Here is a 23,116-nt window from a genome sequence, read left to right on the forward strand (position 1 = left end):
CGGAGAGGAGCACGATCCCGGATGAGCCGCTATCGCACGTCCATCGGAAGCTCGGACGAGAACACGATCACACTGCTGGGCCACGACCTGCCCGGGGAGCTGATGGGCCGGGTCGGATTCGGCGAGCTGGTCTTCTGGCTGGTGGCCATGCGCCGGCCGACGCCCGGCGAGCTGCGGCTGTTCGAGGCGGTGCTGATGGCGCTCGCCGACCACGGCTTCACGCCCGCGGCCATCACGGCCAGGCTCACCCTGACCAGCGCCCCCGAGTCCTACCAGGGCGCGCTCTCGGCGGGGCTGCTCGGCGGCGGCTCGCGCTTCCACGGCGCGGCCGAAGACTGCGCGCGGTTCCTCTCCCACGCCCACGCGGAGGGCCTGGACGCCCCTGAGGCCGTGGCCGCCCGCAGGCACATCCCCGGGCTCGGCCACCCGGTGCACACGAACGGCGACCCGCGCACGCCGGTGATCTACCAGATCGCCCGCGAAGAAGGCCTGTACGGCAAGCACATGCGCTTCCTCGAGGAGGTCGCCGCATGCCGTCCCGACGAGTCGATCAACGGCGCGGGAGCATGCGGCGCTGCCCTCGCCGACCTGCACTTCCCCGTCGAGGTCATGCGCGGCTTCGCCCTGCTCGCCTGTACGGCGGGCCTGCTCGGCCACCTGGCCGAGGAGCAGCGCCGCCCGATCGGCTCGGACATCTACCGCGACATCGAACAGTCCGCGGACCACCTGGATCCAGAAGAACAGGTTGAGGTACCGGTCGGCCACGGCGAAGGCGCCGAGCACGGTGCCGGCGTTGCTCATGCCGAACGTGGTGGGCGCCATGCTCCCCGCGGCGAACTCGATGACCGCGGGTAGTGCGGGCCGTTCGTCTCAGCCGGGGTTCGGGCAGGGTGGCTGGAACGGGACGTCAGCCACATGCTTCCGCCATTCCGCCTCGGTGATCGCGTCCCCCGACTCCCGGCAGATCCTGGCCGCGATCCGCGCCGGATCCACCTCCCACAGCCGCACATCGCCTCCGGCGCTGACCAGCGTGCTCCCGTCCGCGCTGAAGGCCAGGTCCGTGTAGCTCTCCCCCGGGCTGTTGACGGCGATGTGGCCACGCGGGCGCGCCGGGTCCGCGATGTCCCAGAGCCACAGCTGGCCCGCCCCGGTCCCCACCGCCAGGACTTTGTCGCGCGGGTCGAAGGCCACGGCGAAGATCCTGCCGTCGGGCCCGGTCAGCGGCGCGCCCACGAGCACGGGCCGGGCCGGGTCGGCCACCTGCCAGAGCCTGATGGTTCCCGAGGCGTTGCCCGCCGCGAGCATCGTGCCGCCGTGGCTGAAGCTCACCGACCGGACGTCGTCTCCCATCCCTGTCATGAGTGTCGCGCCGCGTACCGGCCGGGCCGGGTCGCGCACGTCCCACAGGGCCACCACGCCACCCTGCGTCGCCGTGGCCAGCCTGCGCCCGTCCGGGCTGAACGCCACGGCGAAGACCTGCCCGGAGTCCGGGCTGAGCGTGCCGAGCGCCCGCAACGTGCGCGCGTCCCACAGGCGCACCGTGCCGTCGTCGCTGCCCGCCACCAGCAGCCTGCCGTCCGGGCTGAACGCGACACCCTGGATGAGCGCGGTGGGCCCGAGCAGGGAGGCGCGGCGAACCGGCCGCCGTGGATCGGTGATGTCCCACACGAGCACGGCGTTGCCGAGCCGGGTGCTGCCTGCCAGCGTGCGCCCGTCCGGGCTGACGGCGACTGTACTGCCCATCCTGTCGTACGGCGGAGGCGCGGTCAGCGGCGGGCTCACCGGCACGGGCCGGCGTCCGGCAACGTCCCAGAGCCTGATGTCACCCGCAGCGGCGGCCAGCAGGGTGGAGCCCGCGCGGAAGGCCACGTTGTCGATCGGGTGCTCGATGGCTTCGATCACCGGACCCGGCAGGTCCCACACCCTGGTCACGCCGTCGGCCCCGTTGGTGATGACGAGGCGGTCGCCGTTCCTGAACTGCACGGCGGTCACCGGCTCGGGGTGCGGCAGGGCGCTGACGACCCGCCCGGTGGCCACGTCCCACACCCGGGCGGTGTTGTCCGCGCTCCCGACTCCGAGCAGCCGGCCGTCCGCGCTGAAGGAGACAACGTTGATCCACACGCTGACCTCGGCGACCAGCGGTTGCCCGAACGGCTGCGGCCGGTCGGCGCGGGTCGTGTCCCACAGCCGGACGGAACCGTCGTTGCTGCCGACGGCGACCAGTTTGTCGTGGTAGGCGATGGCGTTCACCCGGCTCGGCAGTGGCAGCGGCGGCCCGGCGCGCCTGACGGCAGTGGGGTCGCTGGTGTCCCACAGCTGTAGCGCGCCGGCCGTGCCGGTGCCGTTGCCCGCGGCCAGCACCCGCCCGTCGGGCCGGAACGCGAGAGCGCGGACCGCGCCTTCGGGGCCGGTGAGCGGGGGCGCGAGCGTGGATGTCCGCAGGTCCAGGAGCCGGATCGTGCCGTCGCGGCTGCCGATGGCCAGGGCCTGCCCGCCGGGGCTGAAGTCGAGCGCGTAGACGGTGTCGGCCGGGCCGCTCACCGGGCCGCCCAGCGGCCGCGGGTGCGCGGGGTCGGCGACGTTCCAGAGGCGGACGGTGCGGTCCTTGCCGCCGGTGGCCAGGACGCGGCCGTCCGGGCTGAACGCAACCGCGTAGATGGGGCCGGCGTGGCCGGTGAGCGGGGCGCCGACCCGTGTGGGGCGGCGTGGGTCGGTCAGGTCCCACAGCAGCACGGTGCTGTCGGTGACGGCCGCGCCCGCGGCGGCCAGCAGCCGTCCCGACGGGGAGACTGCCACCGCCTGGAGCGCCCGGCCCGGACGGACCACCCGGGTGACCGCGGGCGCGCCGGCGACCTCCACGAGTCCGGACCGCGCCTCGAGTGTCGGCGCGATGCGATGGGCGGCCACCGCCAGCTGGGCGGCGAGCACGGGATCGGTGCCCCGCAGCCGTGCCGCCGTCATCGTCATGGTCCTGGAGATCGCCACGTCCCGCGCCTGGTCGGCTTCGACACGTTTCCATTGGGAGTAGGCGGCCAGGCCGCCGGCGAGGACGGCAAGCACGGCCAGCGCCGCCAGCAACTGGTAGAGGTGGCGGTTCCTCCGGCGGTGCTGCTGGAAGCTCACGTCGAGAAACCGCTGCTCCAGCGGGTTCAGCTGGGCGCGGTGCGCCGGATCGCCGGCCCATTCCCGCGCCGCCTCCAACTGCCCGCCCCGGTAGAGCACGCCGGAGTCGCGTTCGCTGGACTCCCATAATCGGGCGGCCCTGGTGAGCTGCCGGAACACGCGCAGCCCAGCCCGGTCCGCGTCGATCCACGACCGCAGCCGCGGCCAGGCGGACAGCAGGGCCTCATGGCTGATCTGCACGGTGTCCGCGTCCACGGTCAGCAGCCGGCGCTCCACGAAGTGGTCGAGCACCGGCTCGACCTCGTCGGCCAGCTCGTCCCGCCTCACTTTGCGCCGGGTGTCGGCGGTGTCGGTGCCGAGGTGGGTCAGCCGCAGGAACAGCTGCCTGGCCAGCTCCTGCTGGTCGGCCGTGAGCCCGGCGTAGACGGACTCGGCGGTGGTGGCCACCGCTGCCTGCAGACCGCCGCTGGCCCGGTAGTGTTCCACGGTCATCCTGCGGCCACGGCAGTTCTCCCAGGTGGCCAGGAGCGTGTGGGACAGCAGCGGGAGCGCGCCCGCCTCGTGCGGGGTGATCTCACGCAGGAGCAGCTCGACCAGGCCGGTGTCGATGTCGACGCGGGCGCGGCGGGCCGGCCCCTCGATGGCCTGCCGCAGCTGGCTTTCCGTCATCGGGCCGACCACGAGCTGGCGGGACTGCAAGGCGCTCGCCAACGCCGGGTAGCGCAACGCGTGCGGGTAGAAATCCGCCCGCATGCCGACCACGACCGGAGTCGTGCCCGCCAGGTCCGCCAGCTCGCCGACGAACCGCAGCCGGTCGCCGTCCGGCACGTCGGCGGTGAAGATCTCCTCGAACTGGTCGACGATCACCACCCCGTCCGCCGGCTCAGGGAACGGGCGTTCTCCGGGGGTCAGCAGCACCCAGGACGGCAACGCGGGAATCAGCCCGGCGCGTAACAGCGACGACTTGCCCGACCCCGACGGCCCCACCACCATGGTCAGCCCCGGCGACATCTGGTCGACCAGCCGCCGGGTCAGCTCCTGCCGCCCGAAGAACCAGTCGGCGTCCTCCGGTCGGAAACACTCCAGCCCTCGATAGGGCGGCACCTGGTCGTTCGGCCGTGGGCCTGGGGCTCGCCGTATCCGCAACAGCGCCAGCACCCACCGCTCGCGCGCTTCCGGTTCCGTGACGCCGCACGTGATGAGGACCTTCTCGTACTGATCGGTTTGCGAGGCGAGCGGCACGTTCGCCCCGCGGAACCATCCGCCGAGCGTGCCGTACGGCATGTCGACGGCCTTGCCCAGCTCCCTGATCGTCTTCCGGGCCGTGTTGCGCAGCAGCGTCAGCTCGCGGGCCAGATCCTCACGAGTGGCGACCCGGTCAGGGTCGGGCCGGGCGACGTCCTGATCTGAACCATCGGTCATGCCACCCTCCGTGGAGCCGGCGCAACATCGCCCCAAGTGTGACGGACTCACGAATCCTGTGCGAGCTTGTGCGGAGATTCCCCGGCTCGTGGTCGCACCCCCCGCAAGCCGCTTTCACTGGCCTTGTCCAGCAGCCACAGCCTGCTCACGAAGCAGGCCGACAGCACGGGGAGAGAAATGCACAACCGCATCAAGCGAGCCCTGGTCGTGCTCGCGACGTCGCTCTTAGCCGCCACGGCGCTGTTCGCCGCCGGCCCGGCGCCGGCCAGTGCCGAACCCTGGGGGTGGCGCTGGTGCGCCCCCAGCTACGTCGTCCTCGACTGCGTCGTCAACCAGGCCGGATCGCAGTCCGGCAGCATCGAGCCGCACAACCCAGAGGGCTGGCTCCACGTGAAGTACAACTCGGCGACCGCGGCGGCGTGCTACCTGCACTTCTGGTACACCGACCGGACCACCGGGTCGGAGCGCTACTTCGGCGGCCGGTGGGCGTTCCCGTACCGGAGATCCACCGACATCACCGGGCTCAACCCGTCGCGCTTCTATGACGTCCGCGTGTCGGCCGTCAACTGCGCCGCCTACGTGCGGGTCCAGAACTACACGTAAGAATCGCGAGGGACAGCCCGGGGCGGGCGGACCTGCCCCGGGCTCACTCACGCCTCCCTGCGGTCGGGTACGGCGGTCGGCTCTCTCTCGCGGGCTGCCGCCGTGACCGGTGTCAGCCGAGCAGGTGCAGCACTCGTTCGGCCTGGCGTTCCAAGGTGCCTACGGGGTTGTGGGGTGTGGCGGGCCCGTCGGGGCCGAGCATGAGGAACCACCCCAGCGAACATCAACGTGACGGGCGGCCCGTCCAACTCGGGCACCGACGTCGCCAACCTCGTCGGCTACCCGTGAACCGGACGCCGTCCCCGGCCTCACCGCGGGGGCGGCGGACCCGCGGGCGGCGTCGGGCACTATGGAAAAGTGACGCAGGTGGTGCAGAACGGGCCGGACACCCGGTCCTTCGACAGGCTGGTCGACCTCATGGGCGACGGTGGAGTCGTGGTCCTGAGCGGAGCGGGACTGTCCACGGAGTCGGGGATCCCCGACTACCGCGGCGAGACCGGGCGCATGCGCAGGGCCGAGCCGATGACCTACCAGACCTTCGTCGGCAGCGCCGCGGCCCGCCGCCGTTACTGGGCCCGCAGCCACGTCGGCTGGCGGCACATCGCCCACGCCATTTCCAACGCGGGCCACCACGCCGTCGCCGCGCTGCAGGCGCGGGGCCTGGTCACCGGGATCATCACGCAGAACGTCGACGGCCTGCACCAGGCCGCCGGCGCCGAGGACGTGGTCGAGCTGCACGGCAGCCTCCACCGCGTGCGGTGCCTGTCCTGCGGCGAGCGAACCCCGCGCGAGCGGCTCGACCAGCGGCTGAGCGCCGCCAACCCGGGCTGGGAGGGCGCGGCGGGCCCGATCAACCCCGACGGCGACGCGGCGCTCTCCGACGACCGCGTCGAGGCCTTCACGATCGTCGACTGCGTCTCCTGCGGCGGGGTGCTGAAGCCCGACGTGGTGTTCTTCGGCGAGAACGTGCCCCGTCCCCGCGTCGCGGACTGTTTCGCGCTGACCGAGGGCGCCGACCTGCTGCTGGTGCTCGGCTCCTCGCTGACCGTGATGTCCGGCTACCGGTTCGTCCGGCGGGCCGTCGAGTACGACATCCCCGTCGCGATCGTCAACCAGGGGCCGACCCGGGGTGACGACGACGCCCACGTGGCACTCGACGCCCCGCTCGGGCCGACGCTCACCGCTCTGCTGGAGGAGCTCCGCCGATAGCCCCAGATCAGGAAAAATCCGGGAAGACGATCTACGGCATGCCGCTCTGCCATACGATCCTCTGAAACCGAGGAAGGGCAAGGGTGTGGAGCGCGACGAACAGGTGCCGTCGGTCATCGACCCGAACACGCCGAGCGTGGCGCGCATGTACGACTACTACCTCGGCGGCAAGGACAACTTCCCCTCCGACAGGGAAGCCGCCGAGAAGATCATCCAGCTCGTCCCCAACATCACGCAGATCGCGCGCGACAACCGCGACTTCCTGATCAGGGTCGTGCGCGTGCTGGCCGAGGCAGGCGTGCGCCAGTTCATCGACATCGGCACCGGGCTGCCCACCAGGCAGAACGTCCACGAGGTCGCCCTGGAGGCCGCTCCCGACTCCAGGATCGTCTACGTCGACAACGACCCGATCGTGCTCGTGCACGCCAGGGCGCTGCTCGCCGAGACACCCCAGACGATCGTCGTACGCGCGGACCTGCGCGACACCGCGTCGATCCTCGACGACCCCGAGGTCCGTGCCCACATCGACTTCACGCAGCCGGTGGCCGTACTGCTGTTCGCGATCCTCCACTTCGTCCCCGACCACAGGCAGTCGGCCGAGATCGTCAAGGGGCTGTGCGCCCCGCTGGTCAGCGGCAGTCACCTGGCCCTCTCGCACAGCTACGCGGGCGACCTGACGAGCGAGGCGATCAGGACCGGCAGGTCGGTCTACCGGGCGGCGACCGCAGGTTCGATCACACCGCGCACGACCGAGCAGATCAGCGTCTACTTCGACGGCCTCGAACAGCTCGAACCTGGCGTGGTGCCGATCGACGCGTGGCGTCCCGAATGGCCCGATGTCCAGCCCGACTTCGACAGGCCAGGCCTGCTCGGCGGCGTCGCCAGGATCCCGTAGAGCCGTCAGGGACGGCCGAAGCGCGCGGCCAGCCGCCCGCCGAGCGCGGCCGGAAGGGCGGGGATCGCCTCCCTGATCCGCTCGGCGTCCGGGGGACCGAACCGGTCGGCGTGCTTGAGGGCGAGCTGGGCGGCGCGGCCCTGCACCTCGTAGGAGGCGTGGTGGAAGGCTGAGACCAGCGCGGGGACGATCTCGCCGGGGTGGATCGCGGCCTGCCGCACGCTCTGGTCCAGCCAGGTCAGGCCGGTGCGCGCGAGCGTGACCTCGGACCTGAACACCAGCGCCTCGACGGCCTCCACCACGTCGCGGGGCTCGTGCGCCTCCAGCCGCCGCAGATGCCGCAGCGCCAGCTCGGCGACAGGACCAGGCGCGGCCGGCAACAGGCGCAGATAGTCGCGGCCGCGCCTGGCGACCTCCGCCTCGGAAGGCGCGATCAGCTCGTGCAGGCGGACGAAGAAGCGCAGGTCCTGCGCGCTGCCGCCGCGCAGGAAGCGCCGCACGCACCCGTCGAGCAGCAGCTCCCTGTCGCCCAGCCGGCGCAGCCTGCGCAGCCACGGTGAGAGCGGCTCGATGCGCTCGTGGCGCAGGACGCGGCCGACACCCTCGGCCTCGAACAGCCTCGGCACGAGCACGGGCAGCAGCGGATCGGGACGTGGCCGCGCCCCCTCCGACACCCACGCCACGACCAGCGGATCGTGCTCGGGCGGCGGGGCACCCGTGCTGCGCAGCAGCGCCAGCGCGAGCGGGACGCCCCCGTCGCGGGGGCCCTTCACCTTTCTGGCCAGCCGTACGGCCAGCTCGGCCTGCCACGCGGCGGGCCTGGCGCTGATCAGGCGGAGGAGGGGAGCGGGATCCCCGAAGCCGCCGCGGCCCGAGAACGGCCGCGGGCGGGACAGGTCACGCCTGGTCACCCAGGACGCCACGGCCGAGACGGCACTGATCGTGCCCGCGCCCGCCAGCCGTACCAGGTCGGGCCACCTCTCCCACGGCTGGTCGGACCCGTCCCACTCGTCCCAGTCGTCCGTGGCCCATAGGGCGCTCTCCCTGGCCTCGGAGCGCGCCCGCATGACCGTGATGTGGCCGCGCAGCCGCCCGGCGACCAGCTTGCGCTCCTCGCCGTCGAGCGTGAGCAGCCGTCGCACGAGCGGGTCGGCTTCACCTGCGTCGATGAGGTCGCGGATCTCCTCCCACGCCGCCGCGGGGGTTGCTGTGTCCTGCGTCATGGCTGGGAACCATAGAGATCACCTCCGACAGAAAATCCTCGGCTGCCGTCCGCCCGGCACCATCCGTTCGCCGGCCGCGCCGCGGGCCACACGGCCGCCGTACCGGCGACCGGGGCCCGCATCGCGGGCACGACCGAGAAGATCTCGTCAGGGGGCGGCGACGCGGAGCGGCACGCCCGCCGCGCGCAGCGGCGCGAGGTCGGAATCGGGAGTGTCGGCGTCCACGATGACCAGGTCGAACGAGGTGAGCGGCGCGAGCTGGTGCAGACCTCGCTTGCTGAACTTGCTGTGGTCGATGAGCAGCACCCGCCGTCCTGCCGACTCCATGAGCGCCCGCTTGACCGCCACCGTCTCCTGCGACTGGTGGTAGCAGTGCCCGTTGGTCACCGCCGTCGTCGACATGAACAGCACGTCGGCGTGCAACGACCTGATCGCCTCGGTCGTGCGCATCCCGAGGAAGGCGTCGTAGGCGGGGTAGTAGGCGCCGCCGAGCCCGATGAGGTCGACGGCCGCCTCGCCCGCCAGCAGGTTGACCACGGCGAGGAAGTTGGAGATCACGGTCACCGGCCCCTTGGCGGGCAGCAGCCCGGCCACCGCGAGCCCTGTCGTGCTCTCGTCGATCATGACGGACGACCCTGGCTCGACCAGCTTCACCGCCTCCTCCGCGAGCCTGCGCTTGGCCTCGGCCATCGCCTGCATGCGGTGGCGCACGTCGCCGTGGTAGAGCGCCGACGGCTGCGCCGTCGCGCCGCCGCGGACCTTGCGCAACCAGCCCTCGCTCTGCAGCACGTCGAGGTCGCGGTGGATGGTCATGAGGCTGACGCCGTGGGCTTCGGCGAGCTGCTCCATGCGGACGAAGCCCTCGCTGGCCACGAACTGGCGGATCTGGTCGCGGCGTTCCCTGGGATTCGGGGCCGGATCGCCGTCTGCCACGTTGTGTCGCCTCCCGATCAGTGTGAAGTCGGTGCTAAAGATAACACTCCTTCATGGGGTGGTTTGTCGAGAGAGTCGCGGAAATTCTCACACTCTATGCTGTTGGAGTTATCAGACTCTTGACATGTTTGGGCGCCTGGGTGTTTCGTTCCTCACATCGACGACCTCTCGTCGATGAGCCAAGGAGCAGTCATGAAGAGGTTTCCCCTCGCGGTGGTGGTCGCGCTGGCGGCGGCCACCGCCTGTTCGTCCACCGCCACGTCGGCAGGCCAGGGCGAGAGCGCCTCAGCCCAGGGCGCGAAGATCGCCTTCCTCATGCCCGACATCGCCTCGACCCGCTACGAGCTCTACGACGCGCCGCTGTTCAAGGCGAAGATGAAGGAGCTCTGCCCCACCTGCGAGGTGCTGTACCAGAACGCGGGCGCCGACGCGGCCAAGCAGCAGCAGCAGGCCAACTCCGCGCTGGCCCAGGGCGTCAAGGCGATCGTGATCGACCCCGTCGACTCGGCGGCCGCCGCCACGATCGTGCAGTCCGCGCAGGCGCAGAAGGTGCCCGTCATCGCCTACGACAGGCCGATCCCCGCGGCCAAGGCGGACTACTACGTCTCCTTCGACAACGAGAAGATCGGCTCGCTCATCGCCAAGTCCCTGGTGGACGAGGTGAACAACAAGGGCGCCAAGGGCGGCCTGCTCGTGGTGAACGGCTCACCCACCGACGCCGCCGCCGGCCTGATCAAGAAGGGCATCCACACCTCGGTCGACGCCAGCGGCCTCAAGCTCCTGGCCGAGTACGACACACCCGGCTGGCAGCCGAACAAGGCCCAGGAGTGGGTCAGCGGCCAGATCGCCCAGTTCCCCGGCCAGATCGCCGGCGTGGTCGCCGCCAACGACGGCACAGGCGGCGGCGCGATCGCCGCGTTCAAGGCAGCCGACACCCCCGTCCCGCCGGTCAGCGGCAACGACGCCGAGCTCGCCGCGGTGCAGCGGATCATCAGCGGCGACCAGTACAACACGATCTCCAAGCCGATCAAGATCGTCGCAGAGGCCGCCGCCGTGATCGCGAACGACTTCGCCCAGGGCAAGAAGCCCGCCGCGAAGACCACGCTGTTCGACACCCCGTCGGAGCTGTTCACCCCCACGGTCGTCACGAAGGAGAACGTGCAGAAGGAACTGCTCGGCCCCGACGGCGCGCTCAAGGTCGCCGACGTCTGCACCGACGCCTACAAGGCCGCCTGCGACAAGCTCGGGATCAAGTAGATGAGCATCCTGTCGCTGCGCGGGATCACCAAGACGTTCGGCGCCGTCGCCGCGCTCACCGGGATCGAGCTGGACATCGACTCGGGTGAGGTCGTCGCGATCGTCGGCGACAACGGCGCGGGCAAGTCCACCCTGGTCAAGATCCTCTCAGGCGTCCACGCCGCCGACTCGGGCACGATCTCGTTCGAGTCGGCCGCGGTGGACATCTCCAGCCCCGCCGACGCCCACAGGCTCGGCATCGCGACGGTCTTCCAGGACCTGGCGCTGTGCGAGAACCTGAACGTGATCGAGAACCTCTTCCTCGGCCAGGAAATGCGGGCGCTGCGCCTCGACGACGTGGCCATGGAGGTGCGCTCGTGGGAGCTGCTCCGCCAGCTCTCCGCGAAGATCCCCTCGGTGCGCACCCCCGTCGCCTCGCTGTCCGGCGGCCAGCGGCAGACCGTCGCGATCGCCAGGTCGCTGCTGGCCGACCCCAAGGTGGTCATCCTGGACGAGCCGACCGCCGCGCTGGGCGTCGCGCAGACCGCCGAGGTGCTGAACCTGATCGAACGGCTGCGCGACCGCGGGCTCGGCGTGATCATGATCAGCCACAACATGGCCGACGTGAAGGCCGTCGCCGACAAGGTGGCGGTACTGCGGCTCGGCCGTAACAACGGGACCTTCGCCGTCGGCGAGGTGTCCCAGGAGGACATCGTCGCGGCGATCACCGGAGCCACCGACAACGTGGTGACGCGCCGTGCGCAATCGCAGGAGAGGCTTCGCCCGTGACCGAGCTTGTCGAGGTCATCAACAGACACAGCACCTTGGTCATGAGGCCGACGAAGGAGGACTCGTGACCGAGCTTGTCGAGGTCATCAATGGACACAGCACCTTGGTCATGAGGCCGACGAAGGAGGACTCATGACCGACAGGAGTGAGGTCATCAAGCAGACCGACCTCGAGACGCCCACCGACCTGCGGGACGAACGCCTGATCGGCAGACAGGGCCTGCGCGGCGTGGCCGAGGGCCTGCTCGACCGGATCCGCGGCGGCGACCTGGGCGTGCTGCCCGTCGTCATCGGCCTGATCGTCATCTGGTCGGTCTTCCAGGCGCTCAACCCGATCTTCCTGTCCAGCGTCAACCTGGTGAACCTCACGCTGGAGTGCGCGCCCGTCGGCATCATCGCGCTCGGCGTGGTCGTCGTGCTGCTGGTCGGCCAGATCGATCTGTCGGTCGGCTCGGTCAGCGGCCTGACCTCCGCCGTGATGGCGGTGCTGTTCGTGGACCGAGGCCTGCCCGCGTGGCTGGCCATCCTGAGCGCGATCGTGCTCGGCTGCGCGATCGGCTGGATCTACGGGCAGGTGTTCAACAGGTTCGGCGTGCCGAGCTTCGTCATCACCATGGCCGGCCTGCTCGGCCTGCTCGGCGTGCAGCTGTGGGTGCTCGGCGCGAAGGGCTCGATCAACCTGCCGTTCGACTCGGGCCTGGTCTCCTTCGCACAGCTCGCCTTCGTGCCCGCGTGGCTGTCCTACGTGTTCGTCGCCGTGGCCGCCGCCGGGCTGTTCGCCAGCGGCTACGCCCATGCCAGGCGGCGCAGGCAGGCATCGCTGTCGGCCACCTCGACCCGGCTCCTGATCGCGCGCAGCGCGCTGGTGCTCGTGGGGCTCGGCGTCGTGGTGTGGTATCTCAACCAGACCAGGGGCGTCGGCTGGATGTTCGTCCTGTTCCTCGCGCTGGTGCTGGTGGCCCACTACGTGCTCGCCCGCACCAGGTTCGGCAAGTCGATCTACGCGGTCGGCGGCAACGCCGAGGCGGCCCGACGCGCGGGCATCAACGTGAAGGCCGTCTACACCTCGGCCTTCGTCCTGTGCACGACGCTCGCCGCCGTCGGCGGTGTGCTGGCCGCCGCCAGGCTGGCGGCCGTCAACCAGAGCAGCGGCGGCGGCGACGTGAACCTCAACGCCATCGCGGCCGCGGTCATCGGCGGCACGAGCCTGTTCGGCGGCAGGGGTACGGCGTTCGCCGCCCTCCTGGGCATCGTGGTCATCCAGTCCATCTCCAGCGGGCTCACGCTGCTCAACCTCGACTCCTCCTTCCGCTTCATGGTCACCGGCGCGGTCCTCCTGTTGGCCGTGGCCGTGGACTCGGTGGCGCGCAGGTCGCGGGCCTCCCACGGAAGGGCATAGGGGCACATGGCAGTCGTCTGCGTCGACGCGGGCACCACGATGATCAAAGCGGTCGGCTACGACGAGGCGGGCGCGGAGACGGTGGTGGCACGCAGGGCCACCACCGTGGCCCGGCCCCGCCCCGGCTGGGCCGAACAGGACATGACCTCGGTGTGGGAGGCGGTCGCCGCGTGCGTGCGCGAGGTCGTGGCCGAGATGGACGCCCCCGTCGACTACGTGGCCGTCACCGCCCAAGGGGACGGCTGCTGGCTGGTCGACGAGGCGGGCGAGCCCACGGGCCCCGCCATCCTCTGGAACGACGGGCGCGCCGCCGCCTTCGTGGCCGAGTGGACCGCGGGCGGTGTGCTGGAGGAGGCCTTCCGCCTGAACGGCTCCCTTGCCTTCGCGGGGCTGCCCAACGCCATCCTCGCGTGGCTGCGCGCCCACGACCCCGGCCGGGTGGAACGCTCCGCCGCCGCGCTCACCTGCGGCGGCTGGGTCTTCGCCAAGCTCACCGGCCGGATCGCCGCCGACAGCTCCGACGCCTCCACCCCGTTCGCCGACCTGGCCACCGGGCGCTACTCGGCCGAACTACTGGCCCTCTACGACCTGGAGTGGGCCGCGCGCCTGCTGCCCGCTCTGCTGGACGACGACGGCCGTGCCGCCCCGCTGACCGCGGACGGGCTCGGCCTGCCCCTCGGCACCCCCGTCGTCATGTCCTCCTACGACATCGCCTCGACCGCGGTCGGCGTGGGCGCGGTCAGCCCTGGCCAGGCCTGCACGATCCTCGGCACGACTCTGTGCACGGAGATCGTCACCGACTCCGTCTCGCTGGGCGAGCGGGCGTCGGGGCTGACCGTGGCCCTCGGGCTCCCCGGCCTGCGGTTGCGGGCCTTCCCCACGCTCGCCGGCGGCGAGGTGATCGGGTGGGCGTGCGAGATGCTCGGCCTGCGCGGACCCGACGAGCTGGGCGAGCTGGCCACCAGGGCGCCGGAGGGCGCAGGAGGGCTGGTGTTCCTTCCCTACCTTTCTCCCGCAGGCGAGCGCGCGCCGTTCCTCGCCCCCTCCGCGCGGGGCGCCTTCGCCGGCCTGTCCTTCGAGCACCGCCGCGAGCACCTGGCCCGCGCGGTGCTCGAAGGACTCACCATGGTCATCAGGGACTGCCTCACCGCCTCCCTCGTCAGGCCGACCGAGCTGAGGGTCTGCGGCGGCGGCGCGGCAAGCGAGGTGTGGTCGCAGCTCATCGCCGACGTCGTCGGACTGCCGGTGCTGCGCTCGGCCGACGCCGAGGCGGGCGCCAGGGGCGCCTACGTCCTGGGCGGGCTGGCCACGGGCACGCTGACCGGGATCCCCCCGGCCCGTGTACGGCCGGCGCTCGAGCCCGCGGAGGGGCCGTACGACGAGCTCTTCGACCGGTTCCTCGAGGTCAGGCAGAGCGTGGCGGCCACCTGGGCGAAGAAGTGAACGAGGTGTGGGTCGGCCTGGACCTCGGCACGCAGAGCGTCAGGGCGCTCGCCGTCACCGGTTCGGGCGAGGTCGTGGGCATGGGCATGCGCAGGCTGACCAGCAGCCGCGAAGGAGTGCGGCACGAGCAGGACCCCGAGCAGTGGTGGAGCGCCGCCACGGCGGCGTGCGCCGAAGCGCTGAGCGAGGTGCCCGACGGTGCCGTGCGCGGCGTGGCGGTGGACGCCACCTCCGGCACCGTCCTGCTCGCCGACGCCGGAGGCCGCCCGCTCACCCGCGGCCTGATGTACGACGACACCCGCGCCGCGGACGAGGTCGAACGGATCAACGACGCCGGGGCGGCGGTCTGGGCCAGGCTCGGCTACCAGCGCATGCAGGCCGCGTGGGCGCTGCCGAAACTGCTGTGGCTGCTCAAGGAGTTCGGCGTCCGCGACCCGGACGGAAGGCGCGACGGACAGCGGTGGCACGCCGTTCCGCGAGCACACGGCGTTCGCCTCCTGCACCAGAGCGACTTCGTCAACACCCGGCTGACGGGACACGCGGTGCCGACGGATCTGAGCAGCGCGCTCAAGACCGGCGCCCACCTCATCGACGAGACCTGGCCCGCCGGTGTGTTCGACGCGCTCGGCGTTCCCTCCGAGGTGCTGCCGCCGCTGGTGCGGTCGGGAACGGTGATCGGCCAGGTCTGCGCCGCCGCGGCGCGGGTCAGCGGCCTGCCCGAGGGCACGCCGGTGATCGCGGGCGCCACCGACGGCTGCGCCGCCCAGCTCGGCGCCGGCGCGCTGACGCCGGGCAGCTGGAACTCGGTCCTCGGCACCACCCTGGTGATCAAGGGAGTGACCCGCGACCTGGTCATGGACCCGCTCGGCGCCGTCTACTCCCACAAGGCGCCGGACGGCGACTGGCTGCCGGGCGGCGCGTCCAGCACGGGCTCGGGCGTGATCGCCCGCGACTTCCCCGGCCGCGACCTCGACGACCTGACCACCCGAGCCGCAGCGCACGAGCCGGCGGGCCCCGTCGCCTACCCGCTCGTCTCCCCGGGCGAACGCTTCCCCTTCGTCGCACCGCAGGCCAGGGGCTTCCTGCTCGGCGAGGTCGCCGGCGAGGCCGAGCACTTCGCCGCCCTCCTGCAGGGTGTCGCGTTCGTCGAACGGCTCTGCTTCGACTACCTCGACCTGCTGGGAGCGCCCGTCGACGGGCCGCTCATCTTGACCGGCGGCGCGACGAGGAGCGCCTACTGGTGCGAGCTGCGCGCCGGCGTGCTCGGCCGCCAGGTGACGCTCCCGGAGAACGCCGAGCCCGCCCTCGGCATGGCTGTCCTGGCCGCCTCGCAGGGGCGCCCGATCGCCGACGTCGCCGCGGAGATGGTACGCGTGCGCGACAGGATCGACCCGAGACCCGGCTCCTCAGGACGATTCGACGACGCCTACCTGCGCCTGATCGACGAGCTGGCCCGCCGCCGTTGGCTGCCCACGGCGGTCGCCGCCCACGCACACGAAAGGACAAACCGATGACCCGCCTGGTCCTGGTCCGTCATGGAGAGTCGGTGTGGCACGCCGAGAACCGCTACGCGGGGATCAGCGACATCGCGCTGACCCCCTTGGGCGTACGGCAGGCCGACTGGCTGGCAGGATGGGCGGGAGAGGCGGGACTGTCGAGCGTGTGGGCCTCCACCCTGTCCAGGTCCATGCGCACCGCCGAGCCGTGCGCGCAGGCGGTCGGCGCGCCGTTGCGCACCGACGAGCGGCTGCGCGAGCTGGCCTTCGGTGAGGCGGAGGGCCTCACCGCCGCCGAGATGCACCAGCGCTTCCCGCGGGCACGCGAGGACTTCCGCGCCGACCCCGTCGCCCATCACCTGCCTGGAGGAGAGGACCCGGTCAAGGCGGCCGCGCGTTTCACCGAGTGCCTGCGCGACATCGCCGCCGAGCATCCCGGAGAGCGGGTCCTGGTCGTCGCGCACACGACGGTCATCAGGCTCGCGCTGTGCCGGCTCATCGGGGTGCCGCTGCGGGAGTACCGGCGGCTGTTCCCCTTCCTGCGCAACTGCGCGCTCACCGAGATCAGCCTGCACGAGGACCGCACCGCCGTCCTCGAGTTCAACTCGCCCCTTCCCGGAGCCCCGTCATGACCGTCCGTATCCTCGCCGCAGGCGACCACTTCGTCCTGAACCGGCTGTTCGTCGACGCCCTGCGAGAGCTCGACGTCGCGGGGGATCGCGCGGACGCGCGCCTTCCCGAGCTGGACATCGCCGAGCTGACCCTGCCGTGGCCGGTCGAGCCGTTCGGCCCCGTCGCCGAGGTGCGCGAGGCGTCGGGCAGCGAGGACGAGCTGATCGGGGCGCTGCGCGGGGTCGAGATCTGTGTCACCCAGATGGCCCCGCTGACCGAGCGGGTGCTCGCCGCCTGCCCCGACCTGCGCCTGTTCTGCGTGAGCAGAGGCGGCCCCGTCAACGCCAACCTGGAGGCCGCCACCGCGCACGGCGTGGCCGTCACGTTCGCGCCGGGACGCAACGCCACCGCCACGGCCGAGCACACGCTCGGCATGATCCTCGCCGCGGTCCGCCGTATCCCCTCCACCCACGGCGAGCTCATGTCCGGCGTGTGGCGCGGCGACTACTACACCTACGACAGCGTCGGCCCCGAACTGGACGGCGGCACCGTCGGCCTGGTCGGTTACGGCGCGATCGGCGGCAAGGTGGCCAGGATGCTGGCCGGGTTCGGGGCACGGGTCCTGGTGTTCGACCCCTACGCGGCCGACGACGGGTACGCCGAGCGGGTCTCCTCCCTGGACGAGCTGCTGTCGCGCTCGACGGTGGTCTCGCTGCACGCCCGTGCCACCCCCGAGACCAGCGGCATGATCGGCGCCGCGCAGCTCGCCGCCATGCCCGAGGGCTCGGTGCTGGTCAACTGCGCGCGCGGCGGCCTGGTCGACTACGAGGCGGTGTGCGACGCGCTGGAGTCGGGGCGCCTGTTCGGTGCGGCGTTCGACGTCTTCCCCGAGGAGCCGCTGCCGAAGGACTCGCGGCTGCTCACCGCGCCGAACGTGGTGATGACCCCGCACCTGGCCGGGGCGAGCAAGGAGACAGCACAGAAGGCCGCCCGCATCGTGGCCGCCGACGTGGGCCGCCACCTGCGCGGAGAGCCGCTCGCCCACTGTGCGAACCCGGAGGTATTCCGGCTCCGTTAACGACGGAATTCGTACCAGACATTTACTCTAGGCACGCACTGACTTGTCATGTTAGATGGAAGAGCCACCGCGGTAAACGATCACGCACCGGGAGAGAGGACCGGGCAGGATGGCGCTGGTTCTTGACGGTGTTGGCGTGCGACGACGTGACGAGATCTGGCTCGACGGCATTGACCTGGAATTATCCAGCGGCATGACGGTCCTCATCGGACCATTGGGCGCGGGCAAGACGACGCTGATGCGCGTCATGGCCGGTCTGCAACCCCCCACCACGGGCCGGGTCATTGTCAATGGAAAAGACGTGGCCGCCATTTCGGTGCGAAAGCGCTCGGTGGCCTTCGTCTACCAGCAATTCATTAACTATCCGTCGCTGACGGTCCACGAGAACATCGCCTCTCCGCTCCGGCTCGATCCCGCCTTTCCGAAGGAGAACGTCGAGCGCAGGGTGCGCGAGGTGGCCGAGCTCATGGGCATCGGTGGCCTGCTCGGCCGCAGGCCCGCGGAGCTGTCGGGCGGCCAGCAGCAGCGCACCGCCATCGCCAGGGCGCTGGCCAGGCCGGTCGACGTGCTCCTGCTGGACGAGCCGCTGGCCAACCTCGACTACAAGCTCAGGGAGCAGCTCAGGGGCGACCTCAGGAGCATGTTCGCGGGGTCGCCGAGCGTGGTCGTCTACTCCACCGCCGATCCCGCCGAGGCGCTCGGCTTCGCCGCGCCGACCGTGGTCCTCGGCAGGGGAAAGGTCCTGCACACCGGCGACGTGGCCGACATGTACGACAGGCCGCCGACGCTGGCCGTCGCCGCCACGCTCAGCGACCCGCCGCTGAACCTCCTGCCAGGGCTCGTGCGCGACGGCTGGATCGAGTGCATGGGCGCCTCCCTCCCCGCCCCCCGAGCGCACGCCCCCGGCCAGCGCGTCGTGCTCGGCGTGCGCCCGCACCAGGTGAGCATCGAGAGCGCGGGGCCCGACGCGCTCGCCTTCCCCGCGGAGATCAGGTTGGCCGAGGTGACGGGCAGCGCCACGTTCCTGCACCTGCTGCTGCCGGGGGAGCGGCATCTCGTCGCCCAGTTGAAGGGCACACGCGTGTTCACCCCCGGCGAGCGGGCGACCGCCTACGTCGACCCGTCCCACGTCCTGGTCTTCGACGAGGCGGACGGCGGTCTGCTGGCGGGCTCGGCGACGGAGGTCGATCTGCATGGCTGACATCCGCCTCGAAGGTGTCGGGCACAGCTACGACGGCGGCCGGACGTGGGCGCTCAAGCCGCTGACCTGGACCTGGCGCGACGGCAGGGCGTACGCGCTGCTCGGGCCGAGCGGCTGCGGCAAGACCACGCTCCTGAACATCATCTCCGGCCTGCTCTCACCGACCGTGGGACGGATCTGGTTCGGCGAGCGCGAGGTGACCTCGGTGCCGACGGCCGGCCGTAACATCGCGCAGGTCTTCCAGTTCCCCGTCCTGTACGAGGAGATGTCCGTCTACGACAACCTCGCCTTCCCGCTGCGCAACCGCAGGTACCCGAAGGCGGAGGTCGATCAGCGGGTGCGCACCGTGTCGCGGCTGCTGGGGCTCGACGACCAGCTCGGCCGCAGGTCGCGCAGGCTGGACCCGGGCAGGCAGCAGATCGTCAGCCTCGGCCGCGGGTTGGTCCGTCCGGAGGTCGCGGCGGTCCTGCTCGACGAGCCCCTCACGGTGATCGACCCCGCGCTGAAGTGGACGCTGCGCAGCAAACTGAAGGAGATCCACCGCGACACCGGGCACACGCTCGTCTACGTCACCCACGACCAGACCGAGGCGCTGACGTTCGCCGACGAGGTGGTCGTGCTCAAGGACGGGGAGATCGTCCAGTCGGGCACGCCCGCCGAGCTGTTCCTGTCGCCCGCGCACGAGTTCGTCGGCCACTTCATCGGATCGCCCGGCATGAACGTGCTGCCGGCCGAGACGGCGGACGGGCTGGTCATGGTCGGCGAGGCCGTGGTCGGCAGGGCCGTGGGCGAGTTGCCTCCGGGTCCCGTGAACGTCGGTGTCAGGCCCGAGTTCGTACGGATCACCGCCCATGACCCGCCGGGCCTGCAGGCGAGGATCACGGGAGTGGACCGCATGGGCGCCTACCACCTGGTCCACGCCGAGGCCGGCGGTCACGAGCTGGTGGCGAAGGTGGACGCGGACTCGGCGTACTCGCCGGGCACGACCGCGTTCTTCCACTTCGCCGATGCGGCGTTCCTGTTCAGGGACGAGGTCAGGTGCGGGTCGATCGCGCCGCTCGAAGGGAGGAGGGAAGCGTGAGCAGCCAGGTGGCCGACGGCCCCGTGACGGCGCAGGCGAGCGCCCCGCCCGAGGAGGACAGGGGCAGGCGGGCCGACCTGAAGCCGAAGAACAACCGCGCGTGGTTGCTCGTGCTCCCCGTCGTGGTGTCGGTCGCGTTCACCGCGGTGATCCCGCTGATGACCGTGGTCAACTTCTCCGTGCAGGACATCTTCACCCCCACCGACCGGATCTTCGTGGGCCTCGACTGGTTCAGGTCCGTCTCCCGCGACCCCGAGGTCCGCGCCGCCTTCGTGCGGACGCTGCTGTTCTCGGCCCAGGTGCTGCTGGTGGAGATCCCGCTCGGCGTGGCGATCGCGGTGTGCATGCCGCGCCGCGGCTTCTGGGTGTCGGTGGCACTGGTCGTCGTCGCGCTGCCGCTGCTCATCCCCTGGAACGTGGTCGGCACCATCTGGCAGATCTTCGCCCGCGGCGACATCGGACTGGGCGGCTGGACGATCAACAACGTCCTCGGCATCGGTTTCAACTACACCCTCGACTCCACCGACGCCTGGATCACCGTCCTGGTCATGGACGTCTGGCACTGGACGCCGCTGGTGGTGCTGCTGGCCTACGCGGGCCTGCGTTCCATCCCCGACCCCTACTTCCAGGCCGCGCAGATCGACGCCGCCTCCGCGTGGGCGACCTTCCGCCACATCCAGCTGCCGCGCCTGCGCGGCGTGCTGACCATCGCGATCCTGCTGCGATTCATGGACAGCTTCATGATCTTCACCGAGCCGTTCGTGGTGACCGGTGGCGGTCCTGGCAACGCCACCTCCTTCCTCAGCATCCTGCTGTCGAAGATCGCCGTCGGACAGTTCGACCTCGGGCCCGCAGGCGCGTTCTCGCTGCTCTACTTCCTCATCGTCCAGATCATCTCGTACGTCTTCTTCACCGTGCTGACAAGGAGCGGGAGTTGACCTCCTCCCTGCGGCTGAAGCCGAGGGATTCCAACCCTCGCGGGTCGGGTTTCCTGCTTCACCGCCGATTGCCCGCCGAGGAGGTCTCCTCTTGAGGTCTTACATCAGCTCCACAGGCGTTTCACCTCTCGGCCGGCCCGGCCGCGAGGATGTTCCTGGCCGCGTTCACGTCCCGATCATGGGATGCGCCGCAGGCGCACACCCACTCCCGGACGTTCAACGGCATCCAGTCTTGCAAGGTCCCGCAGGCCGAGCACAGCTTGGAGGAGGGGAACCAGCGGTCGATCACGACCAGTTCCCGCCCGTACCAGGCCGTCTTGTACTCCAGCATGCTCCGCAGCTCCCGCCAGGACGCATCCGAGATGGCGCGGGCCAGCCGGTGGTTCTTGACCATGTTGCGCACGGTGAGGTCTTCGATCACGACCGTTTGGTTCTCACGGACGAGTCGAGTCGAGAGTTTGTGCAGGTGGTCGCGGCGGCGGTCGGCGATCCGCGCATACACGCGGGCCACCTTCACCCTGGCCTTGGCCCGGTTGGCCGAGCCCGTCTCCTTCCGAGCGAGCCCTCGCTGGGCCTTGGCGAGCTTGCGCCGGTCGGCCCGCTCATGCCGAGGGTTGACGATCTTCTCTCCGGTGGACAGCGTCGCCAGCGGGGTGATGCCCGCGTCCAGCCCGACCGACTGTGCCACGGGATCGAGCGGCCGGATCGAGTCCTTGCAGAGGATGGACACGCACCAGCGGCCCGCCGCGTCCTTCGACACCGTCACCGTGGACGGCCGCGCGCCCTCCGGCATGGGGCGCGACCACACGATGTTCATCGGGGCGTTCATCTTGGCCAGCGTGAGCTGACCGTCCCGCCAGGTGAAGGCGGAGCGGGTGTACTCCGCCGACAGCCGCGACTTCTTACGCGACTTGAAGGCGGGGTACTTGGCGCGTTTGGCGAAGAAGTTCGCGAACGCCGCCTGAAGATGCCGCAGCGCCTGCTGCAGCGGGACCGAGGACACCTCGGCGAGGAAGCCCAAATCCTCGGTGCGTTTCCACTGCGTCAGCGCGGCCGAGGACTGCTCGTAGGAGACCCGGCGGCCTTCAAGCGTGTAGACGCGGGTGCGCTCCTCCAACGCCCTGTTGTAGACGAGGCGGACGCAGCCGAACGTCCGGACAAGCTCTCTGGCCTGTTCGGGGGTCGGGTAGAAGCGGTACTTGAACGCCCGCTTCATGATCTGCGCCACATCGCACAGGCTAGCGACAGATCGGCATTCCTCGCTTGTGTGTTCGATCCAGAACCTGTGGCCCCAGGCCGCGTTTCCTCCTCACGGATGAACCCGAGCGTCTTCACACTTCAGGAGTTTCGATGAGGCTGCCATGGGCGCGCGCCGTGTTCTGGCTCTACGCCGCCACCCTCATGCTGCCGCTGCTGTGGATGTTCGGCATGTCCATCAGACCCAACGAGGACATTCTCGGCAGTTTCTCGCTCATTCCGCAGAGAGTGACGCTGGAGAACTACGAGACGTTCTTCACCGACTCGGTGTGGTATTCGAGTTATCTCAACTCGATCCTCTACACCTCCATGAACGCGGTCATGTCGCTGGTCGTGGCGTTGCCCGCGGCGTACGCCTTCTCGCGTTTCAGATTCGCCGGTGACAAACACCTGTTCTTCTGGCTGCTGACGAACAGAATGGCGCCGCCCGCCGTTTTCCTGCTGCCGTTCTTCCAGATCTACCAGAGCGTGGGACTGTTCGACACGCATCTCGGCGTCGCCATCGCGCACATGCTTTTCAACGTGCCGCTGGCGGTATGGATCCTCGAAGGATTCATGTCGGGGATTCCGCGCGAGATCGACGAGACGGCGGCCATCGACGGCTATTCGCTGCCGCGTTTCTTCGTCCGCATCTTCCTGCCGATGATCCGCTCGGCGATCGGCGTCACCGCCTTCTTCTGCTTCATGTTCAGCTGGGTCGAGTTGCTCATCGCCAGGACCATCACCTCGGTCGACGCCAAGCCCATCGCCGCGACGATGACGCGGACGGTGAGCGCGGCGGGTGTCGACTGGGGACTGCTGGCGGCGGCGGGCGTGCTGACGATCATCCCTGGGGCGATCGTCATCTGGTTCGTGCGGAACTACATCGCCAAGGGCTTCTCCATGGGGAGGGTCTGACCGTGCTCGAGTGGATGGTGTGGACCCCGCCCACGGCCCTGGTGTTCGCCGGGCTCGGCCTGCTGCTGTGCGGGATGGCGGTGTGGGCGTGGATCTCGCCGCCCGTGGCGCGCCGCGGCTTCCTTCGCATCGAGACCGACAGAGGCGACCGGCTGTACATCGGGCTGATCAGCGCGGCCGTGGTGCTGGCCGGGTGGATCGCCGTCACCGACCTGTCCATGTGGCTGGCACTGGGATGCGCGCTGCTGGTGGCGCTGGTCATCGGCGTATGGGGATGAAGGA

General features: G+C 70.7%; 20 protein-coding genes. 16 read left to right on the top strand and 4 right to left on the bottom strand.

The genetic code is table 11. From position 1 onward, the window contains the following. The first annotated feature begins 21 nt into the window (after nt 1–21). The gene (locus ACFSKW_RS25950) at nt 22–855 is read left to right on the top strand and encodes a citryl-CoA lyase (protein WP_379575033.1); all 834 of its coding nucleotides are present in this window, start codon (nt 22–24) and stop codon (nt 853–855) included. Between the two features lie 15 nt (nt 856–870). Here ACFSKW_RS25950 and ACFSKW_RS25955 read toward each other — a convergent pair whose 3' ends face one another. Then, nucleotides 871–4,545: an nSTAND1 domain-containing NTPase gene (locus ACFSKW_RS25955; protein ID WP_379575034.1), complete on the bottom strand. Its 3,675-nt coding sequence runs from the start codon at nt 4,543–4,545 to the stop codon at nt 871–873. Between the two features lie 177 nt (nt 4,546–4,722). Between ACFSKW_RS25955 and ACFSKW_RS25960 the strand changes: the two genes are divergently transcribed. From ACFSKW_RS25960 to ACFSKW_RS25970, 3 genes are all read left to right on the top strand, one after another. After that, the gene (locus ACFSKW_RS25960; protein ID WP_379575035.1) at nt 4,723–5,148 is read left to right on the top strand and encodes a hypothetical protein; all 426 of its coding nucleotides are present in this window, start codon (nt 4,723–4,725) and stop codon (nt 5,146–5,148) included. A 417-nt stretch (nt 5,149–5,565) separates the two neighbouring features. Then, nucleotides 5,566–6,357, top strand: coding sequence for an NAD-dependent protein deacetylase (locus ACFSKW_RS25965; RefSeq protein ID WP_379575207.1), 792 nt, complete (start codon nt 5,566–5,568; stop codon nt 6,355–6,357). An 85-nt stretch (nt 6,358–6,442) separates the two neighbouring features. Further along, a complete protein-coding gene (locus ACFSKW_RS25970; RefSeq protein ID WP_379575036.1) occupies nt 6,443–7,252 on the top strand; it encodes an SAM-dependent methyltransferase in 810 nt (269 codons plus the stop codon). A gap of 5 nt (nt 7,253–7,257) precedes the next feature. Here ACFSKW_RS25970 and ACFSKW_RS25975 read toward each other — a convergent pair whose 3' ends face one another. Beyond that, a complete protein-coding gene (locus ACFSKW_RS25975; RefSeq protein WP_379575037.1) occupies nt 7,258–8,475 on the bottom strand; it encodes a hypothetical protein in 1,218 nt (405 codons plus the stop codon). A 147-nt stretch (nt 8,476–8,622) separates the two neighbouring features. After that, nucleotides 8,623–9,408, bottom strand: a complete 786-nt coding sequence (locus ACFSKW_RS25980) for a DeoR/GlpR family DNA-binding transcription regulator (protein ID WP_379575038.1) — start codon at nt 9,406–9,408, stop codon at nt 8,623–8,625. Nucleotides 9,409–9,600: 192 nt separating this feature from the next. On the opposite strand from ACFSKW_RS25980, the gene ACFSKW_RS25985 reads away from it, so the two are divergent. From ACFSKW_RS25985 to ACFSKW_RS26030, 10 genes are all read left to right on the top strand, one after another. Further along, on the top strand, nt 9,601–10,665 hold the full coding sequence (locus ACFSKW_RS25985; protein ID WP_379575039.1) for a substrate-binding domain-containing protein: 1,065 nt from the start codon (nt 9,601–9,603) through the stop codon (nt 10,663–10,665). Continuing rightward, nucleotides 10,666–11,433: an ATP-binding cassette domain-containing protein gene (locus ACFSKW_RS25990; protein ID WP_379575040.1), complete on the top strand. Its 768-nt coding sequence runs from the start codon at nt 10,666–10,668 to the stop codon at nt 11,431–11,433. It abuts the gene before it with no gap. Between the two features lie 132 nt (nt 11,434–11,565). Next, a complete protein-coding gene (locus ACFSKW_RS25995; protein WP_379575041.1) occupies nt 11,566–12,831 on the top strand; it encodes a sugar ABC transporter permease in 1,266 nt (421 codons plus the stop codon). Between the two features lie 6 nt (nt 12,832–12,837). Next, nucleotides 12,838–14,274 carry an FGGY family carbohydrate kinase gene (locus tag ACFSKW_RS26000; protein WP_379575042.1) on the top strand — a complete coding sequence of 479 codons (1,437 nt, stop codon included), beginning with the start codon at nt 12,838–12,840 and terminating at the stop codon, nt 14,272–14,274. Then, complete coding sequence (locus ACFSKW_RS26005; RefSeq protein WP_379575043.1) at nt 14,271–15,788, top strand: FGGY-family carbohydrate kinase; 1,518 nt, start codon at nt 14,271–14,273, stop codon at nt 15,786–15,788. Before ACFSKW_RS26000 ends, ACFSKW_RS26005 begins: the two co-directional genes overlap by 4 nt. Then, on the top strand, nt 15,785–16,402 hold the full coding sequence (locus ACFSKW_RS26010) for a histidine phosphatase family protein (protein WP_379575044.1): 618 nt from the start codon (nt 15,785–15,787) through the stop codon (nt 16,400–16,402). The genes ACFSKW_RS26005 and ACFSKW_RS26010 overlap by 4 nt, the downstream gene beginning before the upstream one ends. Next, complete coding sequence (locus ACFSKW_RS26015) at nt 16,399–17,460, top strand: 2-hydroxyacid dehydrogenase (protein ID WP_379575045.1); 1,062 nt, start codon at nt 16,399–16,401, stop codon at nt 17,458–17,460. The genes ACFSKW_RS26010 and ACFSKW_RS26015 overlap by 4 nt, the downstream gene beginning before the upstream one ends. A 136-nt stretch (nt 17,461–17,596) precedes the next feature. Further along, the gene (locus ACFSKW_RS26020) at nt 17,597–18,661 is read left to right on the top strand and encodes an ABC transporter ATP-binding protein (RefSeq protein WP_379575046.1); all 1,065 of its coding nucleotides are present in this window, start codon (nt 17,597–17,599) and stop codon (nt 18,659–18,661) included. Beyond that, nucleotides 18,654–19,742 (top strand): ABC transporter ATP-binding protein, encoded by a 1,089-nt coding sequence (locus tag ACFSKW_RS26025; RefSeq protein ID WP_379575047.1) that lies wholly within the window; start codon nt 18,654–18,656, stop codon nt 19,740–19,742. The genes ACFSKW_RS26020 and ACFSKW_RS26025 overlap by 8 nt, the downstream gene beginning before the upstream one ends. Beyond that, nucleotides 19,739–20,680 carry a carbohydrate ABC transporter permease gene (locus ACFSKW_RS26030; protein ID WP_379575048.1) on the top strand — a complete coding sequence of 314 codons (942 nt, stop codon included), beginning with the start codon at nt 19,739–19,741 and terminating at the stop codon, nt 20,678–20,680. The genes ACFSKW_RS26025 and ACFSKW_RS26030 overlap by 4 nt, the downstream gene beginning before the upstream one ends. A gap of 121 nt (nt 20,681–20,801) precedes the next feature. Here ACFSKW_RS26030 and ACFSKW_RS26035 read toward each other — a convergent pair whose 3' ends face one another. Further along, nucleotides 20,802–21,908, bottom strand: coding sequence for an RNA-guided endonuclease InsQ/TnpB family protein (locus tag ACFSKW_RS26035; protein WP_379575049.1), 1,107 nt, complete (start codon nt 21,906–21,908; stop codon nt 20,802–20,804). 122 nt (nt 21,909–22,030) lie between these two features. Here ACFSKW_RS26035 and ACFSKW_RS26040 point away from each other — a divergent pair, with 122 nt between their 5' ends. Together ACFSKW_RS26040 and ACFSKW_RS26045 are read left to right on the top strand one after the other, a co-directional pair. After that, nucleotides 22,031–22,834 carry a carbohydrate ABC transporter permease gene (locus ACFSKW_RS26040; RefSeq protein ID WP_435192355.1) on the top strand — a complete coding sequence of 268 codons (804 nt, stop codon included), beginning with the start codon at nt 22,031–22,033 and terminating at the stop codon, nt 22,832–22,834. A 2-nt stretch (nt 22,835–22,836) separates the two neighbouring features. Further along, complete coding sequence (locus ACFSKW_RS26045; RefSeq protein ID WP_379575050.1) at nt 22,837–23,112, top strand: DUF2160 domain-containing protein; 276 nt, start codon at nt 22,837–22,839, stop codon at nt 23,110–23,112. Nucleotides 23,113–23,116: the final 4 nt, after the last annotated feature.

It is taken from the genome of Nonomuraea mangrovi, assembly GCF_042681425.1.
Classification (GTDB): Bacteria; Actinomycetota; Actinomycetes; order Streptosporangiales; family Streptosporangiaceae; genus Nonomuraea; species Nonomuraea mangrovi.